Here is a 1,253-nt window from a genome sequence, read left to right as displayed (position 1 = left end):
ACGCCGACCGGACACACATTTTGCTACTTAACCCCTTTTTGACCCTTAACCCAAAAATAACCCCGCAGGTTTCCCTGCGGGGTGTTGTCATTAGAACGGTACTTCTTCGCCCTCGGACCGCGACGCTGCGGCTGGCGAGTGAGCGGACCAGGGTCAGACCGAGGAGAGCGCCCTTGCCTTGATCTGGTCGAACTCCTGCTGGGTAATCGCTCCCGAGTCGAGAAGGGCCTTCGCCGAGGCGATCTCATCGGTCGGGCTCGATCCGGCGGAGCCGCCGGCGACGGACTTGATGTACTCCTCCTGCCGCTGCTGGCGCTCCTGGTGCGCCTCGGCCGCGCGGTCGGTCATCCCCCGACCTCGAACAAGCAGGTACGCGAGCATTCCGATGAACGGCAGCGCGACGATGAACACCACCCACAGCGCCTTCGCGAAGCCGCCGAGGTCCTTGCTGCGGAAGAGATCTCCGAAGATCCACCACAGGGACATGAACCATGCGAAGAAGATGAAGAACTCGAACATGGCGAGTAGGAATGAGCCGTTGTCGTCGAACATCTGCTGACTGCCTCCTGACTGGATGGACGCTGGCCGAGCGGTCCACGCGGACCCCAGCGCACGACGGTTAGGAACAAGGACGTGCCCGGGCCGTCGCCGAACCACGTTAGCAGATCTTCCTCACCAAGCGTGGTAGCCGGGTTGCGACGCGCTGACCGGGTTGGGCTGGTGAAGACGGACCTGGGACTCCACGATTCGTAGCGACCAAGCAACGGATCGAGAGGAGTCCCAGGTGAGTGTTGAGGCTACCGTCCTGCCCGCTGCGATGCTCGGCATCTCGGGGTTGGTGGTGCTTGCCGCCGGTGAGTACGGCGGTGAGCTGGAGCTGTTGGTGGAGACCTCCGAGTCGGTGACCGGGTGCCCGCGGTGCGGGGTGGTCGCGGTGGCCCGCGGCCGGCGTGAGCATCTGGTGCGTGACATCCCCTCGGCGGGGCGGCCGGTGCTGCTGGTGTGGCGCAAGCGGCTGTGGCGGTGCGCCGAACCGGCGTGCCCGCAACGTACCCGGTCAGTACACCTAATAAAGCGACGTCAGTACGTTCGCTAATGCTCGAGCTGATCTTTCATCGCTCGTACCTCTCGGCTGCCAGCGTGGTCACTTATTCGCAACCGCCCACCGTGCGTTCTCTACACCCCTCACCGTTGCACCCGCGTGAGACTCTTAGACGGACCTGACGATCCACTCACGATCGCCAGGCAGTGCA

2 protein-coding genes are annotated in these 1,253 nt (G+C 63.7%); one reads left to right on the top strand and one right to left on the bottom strand.

The window, feature by feature from the left end; all coding sequences use genetic code 11:
• Window positions 1-153: 153 nt before the first annotated feature.
• The gene (locus tag HMPREF3120_RS08805) at window positions 154-657 is read right to left on the bottom strand and encodes an SHOCT domain-containing protein (RefSeq protein WP_246815456.1); all 504 of its coding nucleotides are present in this window, start codon (window positions 655-657) and stop codon (window positions 154-156) included.
• A 127-nt stretch (window positions 658-784) separates the two neighbouring features.
• Here HMPREF3120_RS08805 and HMPREF3120_RS08800 point away from each other — a divergent pair, with 127 nt between their 5' ends.
• Complete coding sequence (locus HMPREF3120_RS08800) at window positions 785-1,096, top strand: transposase family protein (RefSeq protein WP_007000757.1); 312 nt, start codon at window positions 785-787, stop codon at window positions 1,094-1,096.
• Window positions 1,097-1,253 lie beyond the last annotated feature (157 nt).

Origin of the sequence: Corynebacterium sp. HMSC11D10 (genome assembly GCF_001806995.1) — a bacterium.
In the GTDB taxonomy this organism is placed as follows: Bacteria; Actinomycetota; Actinomycetes; order Mycobacteriales; family Mycobacteriaceae; genus Corynebacterium; species Corynebacterium coyleae.
The sequence above is the reverse complement of the archived record's forward strand: the minus strand, read 5'-3'. Positions and strand labels throughout refer to the sequence as shown.